The sequence below is a fragment of the Idiomarina seosinensis genome (assembly GCF_003987275.1).
Lineage (GTDB): Bacteria > Pseudomonadota > Gammaproteobacteria > Enterobacterales > Alteromonadaceae > Idiomarina > Idiomarina seosinensis.
Genome location: NZ_PIQF01000001.1, coordinates 407,313 through 420,724 on the forward strand (window position 1 = coordinate 407,313; position 13,412 = coordinate 420,724).

General features: G+C 49.1%; 21 protein-coding genes. 18 read left to right on the plus strand and 3 right to left on the minus strand.

What is annotated here, in order from left to right:
• The first annotated feature begins 19 nt into the window (after positions 1-19).
• Genes CWI81_RS01860 through CWI81_RS01905 form a run of 10 tightly spaced genes read left to right on the plus strand, consistent with a single transcriptional unit; the run spans position 20 to position 6,635 of the window.
• Positions 20-526, plus strand: coding sequence for a hypothetical protein (locus CWI81_RS01860; RefSeq protein WP_126783534.1), 507 nt, complete (start codon positions 20-22; stop codon positions 524-526).
• 35 nt (positions 527-561) lie between these two features.
• A complete protein-coding gene (locus CWI81_RS01865) occupies positions 562-708 on the plus strand; it encodes a hypothetical protein (protein WP_206750244.1) in 147 nt (48 codons plus the stop codon).
• Positions 705-1,424, plus strand: coding sequence for a Flp pilus assembly protein CpaB (cpaB, locus tag CWI81_RS01870; RefSeq protein ID WP_126783536.1), 720 nt, complete (start codon positions 705-707; stop codon positions 1,422-1,424). Before CWI81_RS01865 ends, cpaB begins: the two co-directional genes overlap by 4 nt.
• Complete coding sequence (locus CWI81_RS01875) at positions 1,421-2,608, plus strand: type II and III secretion system protein family protein (RefSeq protein WP_126783537.1); 1,188 nt, start codon at positions 1,421-1,423, stop codon at positions 2,606-2,608. Before cpaB ends, CWI81_RS01875 begins: the two co-directional genes overlap by 4 nt.
• The gene (locus CWI81_RS01880; protein ID WP_126783538.1) at positions 2,595-3,806 is read left to right on the plus strand and encodes a TadA family conjugal transfer-associated ATPase; all 1,212 of its coding nucleotides are present in this window, start codon (positions 2,595-2,597) and stop codon (positions 3,804-3,806) included. Before CWI81_RS01875 ends, CWI81_RS01880 begins: the two co-directional genes overlap by 14 nt.
• 2 nt (positions 3,807-3,808) lie before the next feature.
• Positions 3,809-4,660: a type II secretion system F family protein gene (locus CWI81_RS01885; protein ID WP_126783539.1), complete on the plus strand. Its 852-nt coding sequence runs from the start codon at positions 3,809-3,811 to the stop codon at positions 4,658-4,660.
• Entirely contained in the window at positions 4,660-5,451 is a 792-nt protein-coding gene (locus CWI81_RS01890) for a type II secretion system F family protein (protein ID WP_126783540.1), read from the plus strand. Before CWI81_RS01885 ends, CWI81_RS01890 begins: the two co-directional genes overlap by 1 nt.
• A 2-nt stretch (positions 5,452-5,453) precedes the next feature.
• Complete coding sequence (locus CWI81_RS01895; RefSeq protein WP_126783541.1) at positions 5,454-5,891, plus strand: DUF192 domain-containing protein; 438 nt, start codon at positions 5,454-5,456, stop codon at positions 5,889-5,891.
• Positions 5,800-6,249: a tetratricopeptide repeat protein gene (locus CWI81_RS01900; RefSeq protein WP_126783542.1), complete on the plus strand. Its 450-nt coding sequence runs from the start codon at positions 5,800-5,802 to the stop codon at positions 6,247-6,249. The genes CWI81_RS01895 and CWI81_RS01900 overlap by 92 nt, the downstream gene beginning before the upstream one ends.
• Positions 6,249-6,635, plus strand: a complete 387-nt coding sequence (locus CWI81_RS01905; RefSeq protein ID WP_126783543.1) for a hypothetical protein — start codon at positions 6,249-6,251, stop codon at positions 6,633-6,635. Before CWI81_RS01900 ends, CWI81_RS01905 begins: the two co-directional genes overlap by 1 nt.
• Here the strand turns inward: CWI81_RS01905 and smpB are convergent.
• Positions 6,632-7,111 carry an SsrA-binding protein SmpB gene (gene smpB / locus CWI81_RS01910; RefSeq protein ID WP_126783544.1) on the minus strand — a complete coding sequence of 160 codons (480 nt, stop codon included), beginning with the start codon at positions 7,109-7,111 and terminating at the stop codon, positions 6,632-6,634. The genes CWI81_RS01905 and smpB overlap by 4 nt on opposite strands.
• Positions 7,112-7,218: 107 nt before the next feature.
• On the opposite strand from smpB, the gene CWI81_RS01915 reads away from it, so the two are divergent.
• The 3 genes from CWI81_RS01915 to sixA are packed head-to-tail and all read left to right on the plus strand — an operon-like array spanning position 7,219 to position 8,488.
• Positions 7,219-7,650, plus strand: a complete 432-nt coding sequence (locus CWI81_RS01915) for a type II toxin-antitoxin system RatA family toxin (protein WP_126783545.1) — start codon at positions 7,219-7,221, stop codon at positions 7,648-7,650.
• 8 nt (positions 7,651-7,658) lie between these two features.
• Positions 7,659-8,003: an RnfH family protein gene (locus tag CWI81_RS01920; RefSeq protein WP_241970316.1), complete on the plus strand. Its 345-nt coding sequence runs from the start codon at positions 7,659-7,661 to the stop codon at positions 8,001-8,003.
• Between the two features lie 2 nt (positions 8,004-8,005).
• Positions 8,006-8,488, plus strand: coding sequence for a phosphohistidine phosphatase SixA (gene sixA / locus CWI81_RS01925; protein WP_126783547.1), 483 nt, complete (start codon positions 8,006-8,008; stop codon positions 8,486-8,488).
• Positions 8,489-8,497: 9 nt separating this feature from the next.
• On the opposite strand, the gene smrB is transcribed toward sixA, so the two are convergent.
• Positions 8,498-9,061 carry an endonuclease SmrB gene (smrB, locus tag CWI81_RS01930; protein WP_126783548.1) on the minus strand — a complete coding sequence of 188 codons (564 nt, stop codon included), beginning with the start codon at positions 9,059-9,061 and terminating at the stop codon, positions 8,498-8,500.
• Between the two features lie 81 nt (positions 9,062-9,142).
• On the opposite strand from smrB, the gene prmB reads away from it, so the two are divergent.
• Genes prmB through CWI81_RS01955 form a run of 5 tightly spaced genes read left to right on the plus strand, consistent with a single transcriptional unit; the run spans position 9,143 to position 12,978 of the window.
• Positions 9,143-10,066: a 50S ribosomal protein L3 N(5)-glutamine methyltransferase gene (gene prmB, locus CWI81_RS01935; RefSeq protein WP_126783549.1), complete on the plus strand. Its 924-nt coding sequence runs from the start codon at positions 9,143-9,145 to the stop codon at positions 10,064-10,066.
• Positions 10,056-11,144 (plus strand): chorismate synthase, encoded by a 1,089-nt coding sequence (gene aroC / locus CWI81_RS01940; protein WP_126783550.1) that lies wholly within the window; start codon positions 10,056-10,058, stop codon positions 11,142-11,144. The genes prmB and aroC overlap by 11 nt, the downstream gene beginning before the upstream one ends.
• A gap of 3 nt (positions 11,145-11,147) precedes the next feature.
• Entirely contained in the window at positions 11,148-11,690 is a 543-nt protein-coding gene (locus CWI81_RS01945; RefSeq protein WP_126783551.1) for an elongation factor P hydroxylase, read from the plus strand.
• Positions 11,691-11,707: 17 nt separating this feature from the next.
• Positions 11,708-11,839: an entericidin A/B family lipoprotein gene (locus CWI81_RS01950; protein ID WP_126783552.1), complete on the plus strand. Its 132-nt coding sequence runs from the start codon at positions 11,708-11,710 to the stop codon at positions 11,837-11,839.
• A complete protein-coding gene (locus CWI81_RS01955) occupies positions 11,839-12,978 on the plus strand; it encodes an ATP-NAD kinase family protein (RefSeq protein WP_198678635.1) in 1,140 nt (379 codons plus the stop codon). Before CWI81_RS01950 ends, CWI81_RS01955 begins: the two co-directional genes overlap by 1 nt.
• A 19-nt stretch (positions 12,979-12,997) precedes the next feature.
• Here the strand turns inward: CWI81_RS01955 and CWI81_RS01960 are convergent, their stop codons facing one another.
• Positions 12,998-13,318 (minus strand): 2Fe-2S iron-sulfur cluster-binding protein, encoded by a 321-nt coding sequence (locus tag CWI81_RS01960; RefSeq protein WP_126783554.1) that lies wholly within the window; start codon positions 13,316-13,318, stop codon positions 12,998-13,000.
• Positions 13,319-13,412: the final 94 nt, after the last annotated feature.

Genomic DNA, 13,412 nt, shown 5'->3' on the forward strand with positions numbered 1-13,412 from the left:
AAAGGGCATGGGGCAGGATATGGATATCCCGACAGGCTTTGAACAGTGGCAATGGCAACCACAATCGATTAACCACTTTACTCAAGTGACTGCGTATCGGCTCAGTAAACCCGAGCAACCTGACTGGGCGCAACTAAATCGTTGGTATCCGGAGTGCACCGAGGCCCGGCTGAATAACTACTGGGTATGTCCCATACAGGGCAAAACCTGGACCTTTTTCGAATATCAGCAGGGCCAGTGGGTATTAATGCCGCTCACCGCGCCATCGCTACGTCAGCAGTCACCATTGCCGTTGGGGCTGGATCTAATCAGTGTGAATGAACAAAACGGTCATAGCGTCTGGCTCTATTTTAGTAACCGGCCGATGAATCTATTAAAACGCCAGCTGCAGTTTCGGCTGGGACAGCGCATTGCTGCTAAGTCCAGCTTAGACGAGACGGATGACTACTGGTTATTAAAGGATGATGACGGTCGCTTGATTTTCAGCGAGCACGGCGACTGGACCTTTGTCGTGCTGCTTCGCTAATGCAGCAGGGTCAGGCAACGCTCGAGTGGCTCATAATGGCTTTAACAACCATCGCTTTATTATGGGCAGCTGACAGTCAGTTTGATCTGGTTGCACAGCTGCGACTGTTGGGTGAACAAGTCATCCAGCATTTTTTCTTTATCTTTAACTACGTTTCGTTAGTGCCAGGGAGCGGCTTGTGAAAGGAAAGCTGAAGTGGATTGTTATTTTGATCATCAGCCTGTTGATGACGGTTATCACCTTATTATTTTTACAGAAGTATCTATCAGAGGAAACCGAACGGCGGATCCAGCAAGCCGAGCCTGAAGGTCAGTCTGTGGTTGTTTTTGCGCGACCAATGGAGGCCGACGAGCAAGTCTATGCTGAGGCTTTGGCGATACGTGATTTTCCGCAACATCTGGTTAGCTCGCAGTGGCTCAGCAGTTCTGAAATCGCGGAGTTATTGGGGCAGCGACTTAAGTACGCAGTAAAACAAGGTGAACCGTTAACCCGGGCAATGCTGATCAGTAATAATTTTGCCGGGCTAAGCCGGCAGCTGCCGAAAGATCATTACGCCGTAACCTTGTCGAGCGTCGAAGGCGCTCGTCATAATGGATTGTTGGCGGTGGGTGACCGGGTTGATGTGGTGTTTTATCAGCATTTACCAAGCGGCCAACGCGACCAGCACAGTTTTACCGATCTGGCTGTGTTTGACTTAGGAGGCGAGCAGCAAAACTTGGCGGCGGCAACTGGCATAACCTTGTTGGTTCCCGAGAACCAAATTCGCGATTTCACCCACTTTCGAACCGATGAGTATTCGCTTTGGGTGCGACCAACATCGCTGGCAGAAAACAGTGACCGCTGGCAGCCGATCACGCCACCGACACGCGTTTTGAGCTGGACAGGGGAACAACCATGAAACGACTGCTAGCTGGATTACTGCTGCTCAGCTGTAATGTCTTTGCGCAACAGACCATAGAGCTTGAGGTTGGTCAAAGTGAGCGGCTGCAAGTGGCTACCAACACCCAAATCATGGTCGCTGATGAATCTGTGATAACGGTAAATTTGATCACGCCAACACAGTTGTTAATAAAAGGTCTGGCCGCTGGCTACAGTGACTTATGGTTAATCAATGACGCTCCCAAACGGTTGCGGGTAGCTGTTACCGAACCATTAAATAAGAAGCTGGCGCTTGAACTTCAGGCGTTATCGTCGCGTGATACACATTTAGCTCTGGAGTTTGTCGATAGCTTTGTTATTGCCTCTGGAACAGTAACGGAGAATACCGCTGAGGCTTTGCAGTCGTTGCAGGATAATTACCCTCAGCTACTTAATAAAACCGAACCGCCAATCTCCGATCAGCCAATGTTGCGGCTAACGGTAAAAATCCTCGAAATAAAGCGCCAGCGATTGCAGGAGCTTGGAATTGACTGGCAAAGCGCGACTAGCGGACCCTCCGCATCTACTGCAATTAAAGGCATGTTCCGTTGGTCAGCCGAATTAGATTCGACCCTCAATTTACTGCAACAACAAGGGCAGGCTGAATTGTTGGCTAGTCCCACATTATCCGCACAGAGCGGCGAAAGTGCTGCGTTTTTAGCGGGTGGTGAATTGCCGATCCCACAAGTGGTCGCGCAGGGAATGCAGGATGTTACTTTTCGGGAGTACGGGATAAAGCTCAATATCGAGCCGGAAATCACTGCGACTGGCAAAATTAAGACGCAGTTATCGGCCGAGGTCAGCAATATCGATCCGGCCGTCACGGTCGCCGGAGTTCCCGGCATTCTGTCGCGCCGTACCGACTCGATATTTTTGTCAGATGAAGGCGATACGCTGGTTCTTTCCGGCTTAATGAGCCTGGAGAAAAGTGACAGTAGTAATGGGCTGCCGGGTATTAGCGAATTGCCATTGCTAGGACAGTTGTTTAGCTCCAGTCAGCAGCGTGAGCAACAGACAGAATTGCTGATTATGGTTACTACGGAGCGTTTAGACGCGGCGGATAAACGCGCAGAGGAAGCGCAGCAAAGAGCTTTCCAGCAACAACATTGGTTGGTTGAGGCAGGATGCTCAGGACTACAGGAAGGAACTCATGACGGATATTAAACAACACTTACAACAACAGTTAAGAGAGCACCTAGATCAGCGTGATCCAGCCATCGATAACTTATCTGAGCAGGAGTTGCGGGAACATGCCAGTAACTATTTATCAGCTTGTGTACAGGACCAGCAACACCAATTGATTATTGCCGAGGTCGTTAATGAGGCGATTGGATTGGGCCCACTAGAGCCGTTGTTAAGTGATGACAGTATTTCCGAAATTATGGTTAATCGATTCGACAAGATTTTTATCGAAAAAGCCGGTTGTTTACAAAACGCAGGGGTTAAGTTCTCCAGCGAGCAAGCGCTCCGGCGCGCCATCGATCGTATTGTTTTACCATTAGGGCGGCATGTTGATGAAGCATCCCCTATGGTGGACGCGCGGTTGAGTGATGGTTCGCGGGTTAATGCTGTAATAACACCGTTGGCGCTGGCAGGTAGCTGCGTGACCATTCGTAAATTTTCAGCCAAACCATTGAGCTTGAATGCCTTAATAGATTCTGGCTCATTGAGCGCTGCGGCTGCAGAGTTCTTGATTTTGGCGGTAAAATGTCGGCAAAATATTATTGTGTCGGGGGGTACCGGCACCGGTAAGACGACGCTTTTAAACACGCTATCCGGACAAATACCGGCTTCAGAGCGTGTGATAACCATCGAGGATGCGGCAGAACTGCAACTTGAACATGAAAACTTGATCAGCTTAGAGGCTCGCCCGAAAAATCAGGAGGGACAAGGTGCTGTGGGTATCCGTGAGCTGGTCATAAATGCCTTACGAATGAGGCCTGATCGGTTGGTGGTGGGTGAGTGCCGGGGAGCTGAGGCGCTGGATATGTTGCAGGCAATGAATACCGGACACGCCGGCTCGTTAAGTACGGTACACGCTAACACGGCGCGCGATGCCTTAAGGCGTCTGGAAGTCATGGTGCTGATGGGAGGGATTGAGCTACCGGTTGTCGCCATTCGTCAGCAGGTTGCCAGTGCGGTCGATATTATTGTGCAAATTGCGCGACTTTCTGACGGTCGACGAGTGGTCATGAGTATCAATGAGGTGACAGGACTTGATGGTGATACCTTGCAAGTTGCCAGTTTGTACGAACGTTCGCGGTCCGGGCAACAATTAGAAAGCTGCCAAACGCTGTGTCAGTTTGCGCAACAACAAAGTGACGAAATGCAGACAAAATTAATGAATTGTCTGGTGAACTAAGTATGTGGACTCAATGGCTGGTGGCTTTTTGTTTGTTACTCAGTGGTGTGTTCTGGGGCACACTGCTCGTACAATTTAACAAGCAGCGTTTAAAAACCATCGAAGGCGCACTCGAGACTAACGCGCAGCGCTCAATGCAGGAGTTTTTCCTGTACTTACCTGCCCGTATTCTGGTGCGGCTGTATCTGTGCCTATGCCTTTTAGGCCCTTTGTTAGGCTGGCTATTAGGCGATTGGTTTAGTGCCCTAATATGTTTATTTGTGGTGGTTATAGCTCCGCCGATGGGTTACCGCTGGTTATTAAAGCGTCGTTATCGGGCATTGCAAAAACAGCTACCGCCAATGCTGGTAACGCTTAGTAATCAATTGCGCAGTGGTATCAGTTTAGCTAATGGTATCCGCGGCTTAAAAGGCGAGTTGGCAGCTCCGTTGGGACAAGAAGTGAACGAGATCTTACGCCAGGTAAAGTTAGGCCAGGATCTAGAAGCGGCTTTGCTCGGCTGGCAGCATCGAATGCCGATATTTTCCGTAAAAATGGTCGTCCAATCGCTCATTCTAGGCTTTCGCAGTGGTGGGCAGCAGTCTGACTTATTAATGCGCCTAGCGGATAACTTACAAAAGCAAGAGCATATTCGCGAACGTCAGGCGACGCTGTCGTCACAGGCAAAAATGCAAGCTCGTATCCTGGTATTGATGCCAGTAGCTTTGTTTTTCCTGCTAAGAAGTATGAAGCCGGATCATATTGCGATGCTGACCGATACGCTAACCGGTCAATTAATGCTGGTAGCTGCGGCCATTTTAATGATGATTGGCGGCTGGATGATGAAGAAGATACTGAATACGGATGACTTTTAATGCTACTACTGTTGTTGCCATTAATTTTTCTCTGCACCTGTGTCATCAGCTATGCGCTATTGCGGCTATGGCAGTGGTTGAATATATTGCCGCGGCTGGACAGGCTAAGCGAACAGTGTTGGCGACGTATCCCCGGCCAATTCAGGCGGCGATTAGGGTACCTGTTCGATAGCGAGGGCCGCAGTCCTACCGTTCATCGTTTTGTGAGTAGCTGGACACTAGTGCTTGTTAGCAGTTCAGTACTGGCGGTAATGACCGGTCTTGGGATGTTACTGCTGGCACTGGTGCTGCTGTTGTTATTTCAGATCAGCCGCAATCAGAACCGTTTTGCCCGCAAGCAACGACAAATCAAGATGGAGTTGCCGGATTTTTGCGATTTACTGGCGATGATGATTGCTGCTGGAATACCGTTAATACCGGCCATGTCCAGAGTGTCAGAGGCATGCCAGGGAGGGTTGCTAGCCGCTGAAGTCAGCCGGGTAAACCATCAATTACGGCAGGGAACACCATTTTCTGAGGCCCTGAACCGACTTGCAGACTTCTATCGTCTGCCACTACTGAGTGAATGGACAGGATTATTGATTCAGGGACATCAACAAGGCAGTAGCCTGGTGACCACTTTACGTTTTCACTCATTACAAATGCGCCAGCAACTGCTTAACGAAGCTGAAAAAAAGGCACAGGAGGCGCCAGTAAAACTGCTATTCCCGCTAATGACGTGTTTTTTTCCGGTCAACTTTTTAGTCATATTAGGACCGATTGTTTTACAAATTAGCGAGGGAGGGTTTTAATCGTGTCTATTCAAAATGGCTGTGTACTGTGGCCTTACAGCAAAGCTATGACTGGCTTTTGGCAGCGTTGCCGCGGCATGATTGGTGAGCCGGAACCGACTTTATCGCACGCCTTTTGGTTCCCGAAATGTCGCGCAGTACATAGTTTTGGCATGAAGGCAGCGATTGATCTGATTGCGGTTGATAAAGAGCTCCGCCTACTAGCTGTAGAACGGCATTTCTGCCCGGGAAGAAGTATCCGTTTTAAAGGTTGCTACGGTATTATTGAGCTGGCTGCTTCGAGCCCTTGGCCGCTGGAGTCATGGGTTGGACAACAGTTTGTATTTATAGCGCAAGGAGAGCGTATTAATGAAACGACGAAATTATCACCTACTGACTATTTTGGTATTGCCCTTAAGTCTTGCGATGAGCGGGTGTCAGCTAACGAAGCAACCCCTTGAGCAACAGCAGCAAGTGTTTCAGCGGGCTCAACAATGGTATCAGCAGGGCGATTTATTAGCGGCCGAACAACAACTTAACCGGCTGCATCGGCATAACCTAAAAAGTCCAAATAGCTGGCGGCTTTTAGCGAATATCCATTTTCGTCAGCAGCGAATGCAAGCGGCAGAAAAAGCCTATTTAGCGGCGTTGAAGCTAGAGCCGTCGGATGCTGTTAGCTGGCACAACCTGGCACTGGTAAGACTGAGGTTAACCACATCGACATTGATGTCGGCTCGAACACAACTCGGATCGTTATCAGATAACGATGCGACATTACTGGATACGCTATTAAAGCTGCAACGAGTAACGCTCAATTAATGCCTCAACAAGCAGGCATTGTCTTATTAAGCACCGTGCTTTTTAGTCTGCTGCTGAGTTCGGCAGTGACCGCTGTTGTTGGACAACGGCTGGAGTACGACAAGTTGTATGCGGATGTGGTGATTAATAGTGTGATTAATCGACAAAATTTGCTGCGTACACTGGCACAGCAGCTGCAGCGTTGGCCGACTGAGCTTGAACTGATGAGTTATCAACAAGACCAGCTGATTAGCTGGTCGTTTGACGTTGTCCAGCAGCAGCCAATGATATGGCAGTTGCCGCTTGCGAGGCCACAATGGCAAAGGCGATTAATCCAACGTTTGGGTGGACAAGTCGTTGGCAATCACTGGCTGATTACTGAAACCCAATCGATCGTTGCTGATTAACGTACCGAATGTTTCATAATGCGGGCTTTCTGACGTTGCCAGTCACGTTCCTTTATGGTGTCCCGTTTGTCGTGAGACTTTTTACCTTTGGCTAACCAGCACTCAACTTTAACCCAGCACGCTTTCCAATACATTGCGGTTGCAACGATCGAATAGCCTTCCCGGTCTGCCGCCCCAATCAACTTATCTAACTCTTTACGTTTCAGAAGCAGTTTGCGGCTGCGGTCAGCTTCACAATAAACATGGCTAGAAGCTTGATTCATCGGTTGTATTTCTGCACCCAATAAGTAAGCCTCGCCATCTTTGATAATGACGTAACTGTCGCGAATATTAACTTTACCGGCTCGAATACTTTTGACTTCCCAACCTTGCAAGCTAATTCCGGCTTCGAATTTTTCTTCTAAAAAATATTCGTGCCGAGCTTTTTTGTTGAGAGCAATAGTACCGGTGCTTTGTTGTGATTTATTTTTACTCATGCCAACCATTATACCGATGATTTAGTAAAAGAAAATTGCTTTAAGGACTAGAAAGGCTGACAGATTGCGTTATTATTGCGCAATCCGAATTTGGCCGTAGGAAAATCATGCCCAGAATCGAAAAAAGTGCGTTAGTGTCGCATAGCGCGCAACAGATGTTCGACTTAGTTAACGATATTGATAAGTATCCCGATTTTGTACCGGGGTGCGTGGATGCCAAGGTAATAGAGCAGGGTGATGACTACAAAGTTGCAACTCTGGATATCAGTAAGGCGGGCATCCGTAAAAGCTTTACCACTCGCAACACGCTAGTAGCGCCGGAACGTATCGATATGCAGTTGGTGGACGGTCCGTTTAAGAAGTTATCAGGTGGCTGGCGCTTTACTCCGCTGGCGGATGACGCCTGCAAAATTCAGTTTGAACTGGACTTTGAGTTTGCTAACCGTCTGCTCGGTATGGCGTTTGGTAAAATTTTTAGTGAAGTTACTGCACGTATGGTCGATGCTTTTGTCGAGCGTTCGAAAAAGGTCTACAGCTAGCGATGGCGATGAACACGGTGGAAGTTGCCTACGCAACTCCTGAGAAACAGCTGATTTTAACGGTACAGGTTCCTGCCGGAACCACGGTTGAACAGTGTATTGAGCAGTCTGGTATCCGGCAACATTTTAATGACATTGATCTGAGTCAGCAAAAAGTGGGTATCTGGAATAAAGCGACGAAGCTTCATGCAGAGCCACGAGATGGTGATCGGATTGAAATTTATCGAGCTTTAATAGCCGACCCGAAAGCAGTGCGTAAGCGCCGCGCCGAGAAAGCGAAACAAGAAGGGCGAGCGGATAAAGTGACAGGCGGCCGCCCTGACGCTAAGCGTAATCAACGGAGCAAGGAGTAACTATGCGGTTGTATATTATGCGCCATGGCCATGCAGTGCTGCCGTTGTCGACTCAGTCAGACGAGGAGCGCCGGTTAACGCCCGAAGGAGAGCAGGAGGTTGTTACAACAGCAACCTGGTTAGCGCAAAAGGCGGGACAATTAGATAGCTGTCTGGTCAGTCCGTATATTCGTGCTCAACAAACGGCTACGGTGGCGATGGGTTGTGTTAACACTAACAGTCGTAATGATGTACGCGAATTGACGCCTGATACTGACCCGGGTAAAGCATTAACCGCAGTTGCTGCCGAAATTGAAGCGCATAATTATCAGCAGGTGTTATTAGTGTCACACATGCCGTTGGTGAGTTATCTGGTGCACGAAATTGACCGCAGCAAACAACCACCGATATTTCCAACGGGTGGCATAGCGGTGATGGAATTTGATCCGCAAAGCCTGCGTGGTACTTTCGAACAACTCATGGCTGCTGAGCGCTGCGTGGTTTAAGTTTATTAGCTAGTCGCGCCGTTTAATCAGCAACACAATAGCAGCATCGCCGCCCCATTCCTTTGGGGCCTGATGAAAAGCTCTTATCCCCGGATACTGAATCAGCCAATGTGGCAACTGTTGTTTTAGACGGCCACTTCCATGTCCATGCATAATCGAACAACATTCAATTAATTGTTTTTCGCAGGCTCTGAGCATGGCGGCCAGCTCCTGTTTGGCTGCTGCCAATGTCATGCCATGCAGATCAAGTAGCATTTCCGGCGAGTAATCACCTCTGCGCAATTGTTTTAGCAAATAGTGAGATTCCTGTTCCGCAACATAACGAACCGGACCATCCTCAATGTATCCTTGAAACTGATCGGAGAAAAAGTCGGTGGCGGCTCGACTGTTAAGCCCTACAGAGTCAGCTTTTTGCCGATGCTTCTTTTGCTGCAGCCGTTGTTTTGCGGGTAACGGCTGTATTTTATCGTTGTCGATCGTTCGAGCCCCCTTTACCGCGTCACGAAATAACGCACGCTCGTCATCATCGACTGCGGTAGAATTGGTCTTGCGGGCGCTCTTAAAGGATTTCATGGTAGATGATTCTGATGCTTATTTCGGTTATTCTATGAGACAAGTTTGTAGTATAAATCATTCAGCTAAGCGGAGACACCGTTGAACCCCTCTATTCTTGAAAATGCGCTGCTCGATCTACATAGCATAGACGACGTTTTACGTTGGAGCGTCAGCCAAATGATGTCTCAGGAGCTGTACTTCGGTCATGGCACTATTAATGCCGTCGAAGAAGCTCGAGTGTTGTTAGGCCATATTCTTCAGCTAACTCCTGATGAGTTAGTCGATGCCCGCCATTGCCGCCTGACCCGGGACGAAAAGGGTGACTACCTGCAATTATTAAAACAGCGCATTGAACTAAGAAAACCGGCTGCCTATCTGACTCACGAAGCTTGGTTTGCCGGGTTACCCTTTTACGTTGACGAGCGGGTGCTAGTGCCGCGATCGCCAATAGCAGAATTAATTGAAAATGGTTTTCAGCCTTGGCTACAACAATCACCGCAACGCGTTTTAGATTTGTGTACTGGCAGTGGCTGTATTGCTATTGCCTGCGCTTATGCGTTCCCTGAAGCACAGGTTGATGCCGTAGATTTATCGACCGATGCGCTGCTGGTAGCGGAGCAAAATATTGCGCAGCACGGTTTACAACAGCAGGTGATCCCGCTGAAATCGGATCTTTTTAGAGAACTTAGTGGCGAGCGTTACGATTTAATTGTCAGCAATCCACCCTATGTTGATGATGAAGATATGGCCGACTTGCCCGATGAGTACCAACATGAGCCAGTAATGGGGCTCGCCGCTGGCTCTGACGGATTGGAACTAGTCGACAAAATGCTATTAGAAGCGGCTGATTACCTGAACGATGGCGGCTTGTTATTTTGTGAAGTGGGTAACTCGATGCCAGCTTTAAATGAAAAATACCCAGAAACACCGTTTCTGTGGGTTGAATTTGAACGTGGCGGTGACGGCGTTTTTGTTTTATCGCGTGAGCAATTAATCACGCATCGGAGTTGTTATGGCGGGTAATTCCTTTGGTCAGTTGTTTAAGGTTACGACTTTTGGTGAGAGCCATGGCCCCGCGTTAGGCGCGGTCGTTGATGGCTGTCCGCCGGGGCTAGAGCTGTCAGAGGAAGATATACAGCAGGCACTGGACCGGCGAAAACCGGGCACCAATCGCTATACTACGGCCCGCCGCGAAGCTGACCAGGTAGAAATTTTATCAGGGGTGTTCGAGGGCAAAACAACCGGTACTCCGATTGGGTTGTTGATTCGTAACACCGATCAGCGTAGCCAGGACTATTCCGATATCAAAGACAGCTTTAGACCCGGCCATGCGGACTACACTTACCAACATAAATATGGCGTTCGCGATTATCGCGGAGGTGGCCGTTCTTCAGCGCGGGAAACGGCAATGCGAGTGGCGGCCGGAGCCATAGCGAGCAAGCTATTAGAACAGCAAGGCGTCCGTATAATTGCCGGACTCACTCAAATGGGCAATATAAAAATCGAGCAAGTTGATTGGTCAACGGTTCGGGATAACCCTCTATTTTGTCCCGATGTAGACGCGGTTGCGCCGATGCAAGAGTTGATCAAACAGCTGTTAAAAGACGGCGATTCGGTCGGCGCCAGAATTCGTGTTGAGGCGAGCGGGCTACCGCCTGGTTGGGGCGAGCCTGTATTCGACCGGCTTGATGCTGACTTGGCAAAGGCACTGATGAGCATTAACGCAGCAAAAGCCGTATCCTTGGGTGCTGGTTTTGATGCGGTAGCTCAACGTGGTAGCGAACACCGGGACGAAATGACAGCCTCCGGTTTTTGTTCAAATCATGCCGGGGGTGTGCTTGGGGGAATTAGCTCAGGCCAAACGGTAACCGCGGATATAGCGTTTAAACCAACCTCGAGTATCAGTCTTTCGGGACAAACAATTAATCGTTTTGGTGATGAACAAGCGATTGTCACCAAAGGTAGACACGATCCATGTGTTGGCATTCGAGCGGTACCTATTGTAGAGGCAATGACTGCATTAGTGCTGGTTGATCACTGGTTACGACAACGAGCACAAAACGCTGACGTTAAACACAGTACTCCGGTCATTACCCGATAAATTATGCAGCAGCGGCAGTACCAACAATTAATTGATATTTTTGCGGACTGTTTTCAGGACAGCGAAAAAACTCAGTTGGTGGCCGGTGAGGATGAACCCTATTACCAGCCAGCGGCGGTGGGTCAGCGGTATCACAAAGTGGTATTTGCTCACGGTTTTTATGCCTCAGCGCTTCACGAAGTCAGTCATTGGTGTATTGCCGGAAAAGTACGTCGCCAGATTTTTGATTACGGCTATTGGTACGAACCTGATGGCAGGGACGAAAAGCAGCAACAGGCGTTTGAACAGGTAGAACTCAAACCGCAAGCGCTAGAGTGGCTGTTTTCTTTATGCGCCGGTGTTAACTTCCGGGTTAGCGTCGACAATTTAGGTGGCATCGAGGTTGACCGAAGGGCGTTTACTGTTGCTGTGAAAGATCAATTACTGCGGTATTTTCGTACAAAATTACCGACACGCGCGGAGCAGTTTGCGCGAGCATTGTGTCGTTACTATGGCAATTGTTGGCCCTCGTTGGAAGAGCTTAGGCAATTGCCGGTTGATAACTAACGCAAGGAGATAGTGTGATGTTACGACGTTTATTGATGTTAAGTTTTGTTTTAGGCCTTGCCAGCTGCGCAACCATTGAAGGAGCCGGCGAGGATCTCGAATCTGCTGGTGAAGCTATTCAGGAGTCTGCTGAGGATAATAACGAATAATGTCGTCTAACCGTTTAGTTGTCGGTTTAATTATTAACCCTTTTGCAGGTATTGGTGGTGCCGTTGCACTTAAAGGCAGTGATGGCGAAGAAACTCGAGCAAAGGCCTTAGAGATGGGGGCTGAGCCCAAAGCTCAGCTACGTGCAGGGCTGGCACTGGAAGTACTGACACCTTACCGGGATAAGCTTGAGTTTGTCACCTGCGAGGGGGCGATGGGTGCGCAGCAGCTTGCACAGCATGGCTTTCGCTATCGTTCAGTTTATTCTCAGGAAACTAAAAACAGTTCCGGTCTGGATACCCAACAGGCTGTCCGAAAAATTCAGCAACAGGGTGTTGATATCATCGTGTTTGCCGGCGGCGATGGCACCGCCCGTGACGTCTATCAGGCAGTCGACGAACAGCAACTGGTGCTAGGTATTCCGGCGGGCGTGAAGATCCATTCCGGGGTGTATGCGGTCAGCCCTAAAGCCGCTGGCCGAGTGCTGGAAAACATTGTTACCGGAAAACTATCATCGATAAAAGCCGCCGATGTCATGGACATTGATGAAGCTTTGTTCCGGCAGGGCACAGTAAAGGCCCGGCGCTTTGGAGAGATGCTGATCCCAGCCGAGCTGGAATATGTGCAAGCGGTAAAAATGGGCGGTAAAGAAAGCGACGAACTGGTATTAGCTGATATTGCCGCCGAAGTTATTGAGCGAGCGGATGATGAACACTTGATTATGGGATCGGGCTCGACGGTCGCTGCGATCATGGAAGATATGCAGTTGCAGAATACCTTGCTAGGTATCGACTGGGTGCATCAACAGCAATTATTGGCCAGCGACTTAACGGAGCAACAGCTATATGAACGTCTTTGCCAGCTCGACGCCGGGCAGGTAAAGCTGGTCATCACCGTAATTGGAGGCCAAGGGCATATCATCGGGCGCGGCAATCAGCAGCTGAGTGCGCGCGTGTTAGATAAGATAGGCCGTGATAATTTATGGGTAGTTGCAACCAAGAATAAACTTGAAGCGTTGCAAGGACGGCCTTTGCTGATCGACTCCGGGGATGACAGCCTGGACCAGCAGTGGTCTGGCTTGCTGTCCGTTATTACCGGCTATCATGACGAAGTGCTGGTGCGGCTAGAGGCGGTGTCATAGCCGCAAATTTAATGGGCTGCTAGAACTGCGACTTGGGCAGGTGGACAACCAGTCCATCGAGCTCGTCGTTAAGCTCAATTTGGCAGCTTAAACGGCTGTTTTCCTTTGGCTCTATCGCCATATCAAGCATGTCTTCTTCCTGTTCAGATGCTGGCTCCAGCTTATCTTCCCACTTTTTATCGACATAACAATGACAGGTCGCGCAGGATAAAACGCCGCCGCATTCTCCGACAATACCATCAATAAAATTATCTACAGCTGCTTCCATAACACTTGAGCCGTTTTCTGCGTCGGCTTCAAACTGATTACCATCGGCATCGATAAAATAAACTGTCGGCATAATACTCTCTTTCGTTAAAATCTTGGGCACGATAGAATAAATTACGTGGCGTTGTAACACAATGTCATTTTCGCCAAGCTTGAACGTATTTGGC

Coding starts and splice junctions, on each gene's coding strand:
- CWI81_RS01865 (WP_206750244.1), top strand. CDS start 562: ATGGCTTTAACAACCATCGCTTTATTATGGGCAGCTGACAGTCAGTTT.
- CWI81_RS01945 (WP_126783551.1), top strand. CDS start 11,148: ATGCAGCAGCGGCAGTACCAACAATTAATTGATATTTTTGCGGACTGT.
- smpB (WP_126783544.1), bottom strand. CDS start 7,111: ATGAGTAAAAATAAATCACAACAAAGCACCGGTACTATTGCTCTCAAC.
- CWI81_RS01905 (WP_126783543.1), top strand. CDS start 6,249: ATGCCTCAACAAGCAGGCATTGTCTTATTAAGCACCGTGCTTTTTAGT.
- CWI81_RS01955 (WP_198678635.1), top strand. CDS start 11,839: ATGTCGTCTAACCGTTTAGTTGTCGGTTTAATTATTAACCCTTTTGCA.
- CWI81_RS01900 (WP_126783542.1), top strand. CDS start 5,800: ATGAAACGACGAAATTATCACCTACTGACTATTTTGGTATTGCCCTTA.
- CWI81_RS01890 (WP_126783540.1), top strand. CDS start 4,660: ATGCTACTACTGTTGTTGCCATTAATTTTTCTCTGCACCTGTGTCATC.
- aroC (WP_126783550.1), top strand. CDS start 10,056: ATGGCGGGTAATTCCTTTGGTCAGTTGTTTAAGGTTACGACTTTTGGT.
- CWI81_RS01920 (WP_241970316.1), top strand. CDS start 7,659: ATGAACACGGTGGAAGTTGCCTACGCAACTCCTGAGAAACAGCTGATT.
- CWI81_RS01915 (WP_126783545.1), top strand. CDS start 7,219: ATGCCCAGAATCGAAAAAAGTGCGTTAGTGTCGCATAGCGCGCAACAG.
- smrB (WP_126783548.1), bottom strand. CDS start 9,061: ATGAAATCCTTTAAGAGCGCCCGCAAGACCAATTCTACCGCAGTCGAT.
- CWI81_RS01885 (WP_126783539.1), top strand. CDS start 3,809: ATGTGGACTCAATGGCTGGTGGCTTTTTGTTTGTTACTCAGTGGTGTG.
- CWI81_RS01950 (WP_126783552.1), top strand. CDS start 11,708: ATGTTACGACGTTTATTGATGTTAAGTTTTGTTTTAGGCCTTGCCAGC.
- CWI81_RS01875 (WP_126783537.1), top strand. CDS start 1,421: ATGAAACGACTGCTAGCTGGATTACTGCTGCTCAGCTGTAATGTCTTT.
- sixA (WP_126783547.1), top strand. CDS start 8,006: ATGCGGTTGTATATTATGCGCCATGGCCATGCAGTGCTGCCGTTGTCG.
- CWI81_RS01880 (WP_126783538.1), top strand. CDS start 2,595: ATGACGGATATTAAACAACACTTACAACAACAGTTAAGAGAGCACCTA.
- CWI81_RS01860 (WP_126783534.1), top strand. CDS start 20: ATGGATATCCCGACAGGCTTTGAACAGTGGCAATGGCAACCACAATCG.
- CWI81_RS01960 (WP_126783554.1), bottom strand. CDS start 13,318: ATGCCGACAGTTTATTTTATCGATGCCGATGGTAATCAGTTTGAAGCC.